Here is a 4722-nt window from a genome sequence, read left to right on the forward strand (position 1 = left end):
TCAACACCATCGGCCGGGGCAGCACCGGGTTCCCCGCCGACGAGGACACCCCCGGCTGGCTGGAGGCGCACGGCGAGCAGGACCCGACCAGCGTCCGGATCCGCCGGCTGGCCCGGCTGCGCGAGCGCGGCGCGCGGATCGCGGTGCTGCGCGCCGACGTCACCGACGAGGCCGGGCTCGGCGCCGCGCTCGCCGGATTGCGCGGACGGTTCGGCCCCTTGAACGGCGTGCTGCACGCCGCCGGGGCGCCGTCGGCCGGGATGCTGGCGCGCCGCACCCCGGCGGAGGCGGACGGCGTGCTGGCGGCCAAGACCGTCGGCACCCTGCTGCTGGACCGGCTCTGCGCGGACGACCCGCTGGACTTCCTGCTGCTCTGCTCCTCGGTCAGCGCCGTCCTCGGCGGGCCGGGCCAGAGCGACTACGGCGCGGCCAACGCCTTCCTGGACGCCTACGCCCAGTGGCGGCGCGGGCAGGGCCGGCCGGTGACCTCGCTCGGCTGGGGCACCTGGGAGGGCGTCGGCATGGCCGCCGGGCTGACCGCCCGGCCCGGCGCGCCCGCCGCCGAGACCGGGCACCCGCTGCTGCGGCCGGTCCGCTCCGAGGGCACCACCCGGGTCTACGAGACGGTGCTGTCCACCGCGGACAGCTGGATCGTCGACGACCACCGGCTGATGGGCCACGGCCTGGTGCCGGGCACCGCCTACCTGGAACTGGTCCGCGCCGCCCTGGCCGACCAGGCCGGCGGGCGCGAGATTGAGCTGCACGACGTGCTGTTCATGACGCCGGTGATCGTCCCCGACGGACAGCGGCGGACCGTGTACACCACGATCGAGGAGCAGGACGGCCGGACCCGCTTCACGGTCCGCAGCCGCCCCGGCGGGGACGCGCCGTGGCGCGAGCACGCCACCGGCTCGGCGTCGTTCCACGAGCGCGGCCCGGACACCGTGCGCGACCTGGCCGAGGTGGAGGCCCGCTGCGAGGTGACCGAGGTCCTGTCGACCGAGGAGGAGATCCGCCGCCGGCTCGGGGTGGAGCGCTTCGAGGAGGGCGGCGGGCCGCTCCGGTTCTGGTTCGGGCCGCGCTGGCAGGTGCTGGAGACCATCCGCACCGGCGGCCGGCGGATGCTCGCCACCCTGCGGCTGGACGAGGCCTTCCTCGCCGACCTGGACGACTACCCGCTGCACCCGGCGCTGCTCGACATGGCCGGCGGCGTCTTCCGGCTGCACGCCGAGGACCCGTACTACCTGCCGCTGACCTACCGGAGCCTGCGGATCCTGCACCCGCTGACCGGCACCGTGCACGTCGGCGTGGACATCAAGCCCGGCTCCGGCGGTGAGACCCTCACCTGCGACCTCGAACTCCTCGACCCCGACGGCCGGTTGCTGGTGCGGGTGACCGACTTCACAGTCAAGCGGATCAACGACGTGGACGCCCTGCTGGAGCAGATCGCGCGGACCGTCGCGGAGGCCGAGGCGGCGGGCGGCGACACCGGGGAGGGCCCGCGGCCCGAGGCCACCGGGGCGCTCGCCGCGCTCGGCGAGGGCTTCGGCGAGACGGACGGCCGGGCCGCCTTCGCCCGGCTGCTGGCGCAGCCCGACCTGCCGGCCCACCTGGTGGTCACCCCGCAGGACTTCGGCGCGCTGCGCCGGCTGGCCCGTTCGATCACCCCGGCCCTGCTGGCCCGGGAGCTGGAGCGGCTGGCGCCACTGGGCGGCAGCCACCCGCGCCCCGACCTGGCGACGCCGTTCGTGGCGCCGGCCACCGAGCGGGAGGAGGCCGTCGCGGCGCTGTGGCGGGAGGTGCTGGGCGTCGAGGAGGTCGGCGTCCACGACGACTTCTTCGCCCTGGGCGGCCACTCGCTGGCCGCCGTGCAGATCAACACCCGGATCCAGGGCCGCTTCGGGACCGAGCTCGACCTGCGGGACTTCTTCCACTCCCCCACCGTCGCGCACACCGTCCGGCTGCTGGCGGGCTCCGGCGGCGACGCCGGGGAGGCCATCGAGGCGCTGAGCCGGGACGCGTCCGTCGAACTCCACGGCGTCGACGGCGCCGAGGGCCTGCACGGCACGCACGAACCGGATGGCCTGGACGACCTGGACGGCCTGTCCGACGACGAGGTGGAGGCCCGGCTCCAGGCCCTGCTCGCCGAGGAGGCCGCCCACCGGGAGGACCAGGGGGACCAGGAATGAGCGCCCGCGACACAGACGAGGACGGACGTGCGATGACCACCCCCGACCCCGCGGCCCTGTCCGCCGCCGAGAAGCGCGCCCTGCTCGCCGAGCGGCTGCGCCGCAAGCAGGCCGCCGCCCGGCCCCGCCGGCACCGGTTCCCGGCCTCCTTCCCGCAGCAGCGGATGTGGTTCCTGGACCAGTTGACGCCCGGAGACACCGCCTACAACGTCTGCGGCGCCACCCGGATCCGCGGCCCGCTCGACCTGGAGCTGTGGCGGCGCGCCGTCTCCGCGATCGCCCGGCGGCACGAGGCGCTGCGCACCACCTTCCGCGCGGTGGACGGCGAGCCGGTCCAGGTGGTCACCGAGGGCGCCGAGCCGGAGTTCACGCTCGTCCGCTGCGAGCACCTGGCCGGTCCGGACGGCGAGGAGGGCGTCCAGGCGCTGGCGCGGGAGGAGTTCGCCCGCCCGTTCGACCTGGCCACCGGCCCGCTGGTGCGGACGCGCTTCCTGCGCCTGGCCGCCGACGAGCACGTCCTGCTGCTGACCATCCACCACATCGCGGGCGACCTCTGGTCCACCTCGGTGTTCCTGGACGAGCTGGTCGCGCTCTACGCCGGGTACGCCACCGGCACCGAGGCCGCGCTGCCCGAGCTGCCGATCCAGTACGCCGACTACGCGGTCTGGCAGCGCAAGCGGCTGGAGGGCGACGGGGCGGCGGCCGACCTGGCGTACTGGACACGGGCGCTCGCCGGGGCCCCGGCCGCCCTGGACCTGCCCGCCGACCGGCCCCGGCCCGCCGTGCGGACCACCCGGGGCGGCTCGCGCCCGTTCGCGCTCCCCGCGCACCTGATGGACCGGGTCCGCGCGTTCAGCCGGGCCGAGGGCGTCACCCCGTTCATGACGCTGCTCGCCGCCTTCCAGGTGCTGCTGCACCGCTACACCCGGGAGGAGGACATCGTGGTCGGCGTGCCGGTCGCCAACCGGGGCCGCCCCGAGGTCGAGCGGCTGATCGGCTACTTCGCCAACACGCTGGCCCTGCGCACCGACCTGTCCGGCGCGCCGTCCTTCCGGGAACTGCTGGCCCGGGTGCGGCCGGTCTGCCTGGGCGCCTTCGCCCACCAGGAACTGCCGTTCGAGCGGCTGGTGGAGGAGCTGCACCCGCGGCGCGACCTCTCCCGCACCCCCGTGTTCCAGGTCTCCTTCGTCTTCCAGAACATCGCCATGCCCTCCTTCGACGTGGCGGGACTGCGTCTGGAGCCGATGGAGGTGGACGGCCACACCGCCCGCTTCGACCTGGAACTCCAGGTCTTCGACCGGCCGGAGGGCCTGAGCGGCCGCTTCGAGTACAACCGCGACCTGTTCGACCCGGCCACGGTCGACCGGCTCGCCGCCCATCTGCGGCTGCTGGTGGAGCGGCTGCTCGCCGACCCGGACCACCCGGTCGGCGAGGTGCCGCTGCTCTCCGCCGACGAGGAGCGGGAACTGCGCGAACGGGGGAACGACACCCGCCGGGCGTGGCCGGACGCGGGCCTGGTCCACCACCGCTTCGCCGCGCGGGCCGCCCTCACCCCGGACGCCGAGGCCGTGCGCTGCGGCGCCGAGGCGCTCGGCTACGCCGAGCTGAACGCGCGCGCCGACCGGCTGGCGCACCGGCTGCGCCGGCACGGCGTCGGGCGGGACGTCCTGGTCGGCGTCTGCACCGGGCGCTCGGTCGACCTGGTGGTGGCGCTGCTCGCGGTGCTGAAGGCGGGCGGCGCGTTCGTCCCGCTGGACCCGGAGTTCCCGCCGGAGCGGATCGCCTTCATGCTGGCCGACTCGGGCCTGCCGGTGCTGCTCACCCAGCGGCCGGTGGCCGAGCGGCTGCCCGCGTCCGGCGCCGAGGTGCTCTGCCTGGACGAGTTGCGCGAGGAGCTCGCCGCCGAACCGGCCGGCGACCCCGGCGCGCCGGTGGACGCGGCGGACCTCGCCTACGTCATCTACACCTCGGGCTCGACCGGGCGGCCCAAGGGCGTGCAGGTCCCGCACCGGGCGCTGGCCAACTTCCTGCGCGCGATGGGCGAACGGCCCGGCATCGCGGCGGACGACACCCTGCTCGCGGTCACCACGCACTCCTTCGACATCTCGCTGCTGGAACTGCTGCTGCCGCTGGTCGAGGGCGCCCGGGTGGTGGTCGCCGAACGCGCCACGGCCGCCGACGGCGAACGGCTGGCGCGGCTGCTGGCCGTCTGCGGCGCGAGCGTCATGCAGGCCACCCCGTCCACCTGGCGGATGCTGCTGGACGCGGGCTGGCGGGGCGCGCCGGGCCTCAAGGCGCTGGCCGGCGGGGAGGCGCTGCCCGCCGAGCTGGCCCGGCGGCTGCGGGCCGGCGGCGTCGAGCTGTGGAACATGTACGGGCCGACCGAGACCACCATCTGGTCGGCGGTGGCCGAGGTGGGCGACGGCCCGATCTCGATCGGCGCGCCGATCGCCAACACCGAGCTGCACGTGCTGGACGAGCGGGGCCGGCTGGTGCCGGCCGGGGTGCCCGGGGAACTGTGCATCGGCGGCGA

The 4722-nt window shown here is 75.9% G+C and carries 2 protein-coding genes; both read left to right on the top strand.

The window, feature by feature from the left end:
- Nucleotides 1-2189: KR domain-containing protein (locus ABD308_RS11665; protein WP_344332030.1), on the top strand; the 2189-nt coding region annotated here is incomplete at its 5' end.
- Between the two features lie 32 nt (nt 2190-2221).
- A partial coding sequence (locus ABD308_RS11670; RefSeq protein WP_344332032.1) for a non-ribosomal peptide synthetase occupies nt 2222-4722 on the top strand: 2501 nt, incomplete at its 3' end.

It is taken from the genome of Kitasatospora putterlickiae, assembly GCF_039527695.1.
Classification (GTDB): Bacteria; Actinomycetota; Actinomycetes; order Streptomycetales; family Streptomycetaceae; genus Kitasatospora; species Kitasatospora putterlickiae.